The following is a 347-nucleotide window of genomic DNA, read 5'->3' on the forward strand; positions in this document are numbered from 1 at the left end:
GGTGATGGCGAGCACTTAATCAATACGGGTAGCTTATTGTCTAGCACGCGCCCTAGCCTATTTACTACAGACAATGAACAAGCCATTGAGAGTGGCTATCGTAATACAGATAATGGCCTATCAGAGTGGATCAGCGATCATAGAGATGAGCAAGCGTACTCACAGCTAAACGTCGATGATGGTCAAGTGGCTGCCATGCTCAAGATGGGCGTGATCAATCCATCAGACACCGCCAAACGTCAAGGGATCAATGCGGCCACCAACGCGCAGATCAGTATCAAATCAGGGGAAGCACTTGTTCTATCCACTCAGCCGCAGACCCACGCGCAATATGGACAGCATAACTA

The 347-nt window shown here is 49.3% G+C and carries 1 protein-coding gene; it reads left to right on the forward strand.

Going from position 1 to position 347, the window contains the following annotated elements:
* A partial coding sequence (locus ACT3QP_RS15125) for a hypothetical protein (protein WP_444526073.1) occupies positions 1-347 on the forward strand: 347 nt, incomplete at both ends.

Source organism: Psychrobacter sp. AOP7-B1-24 (assembly GCF_052376215.1).
Classification (GTDB): domain Bacteria; phylum Pseudomonadota; class Gammaproteobacteria; order Pseudomonadales; family Moraxellaceae; genus Psychrobacter.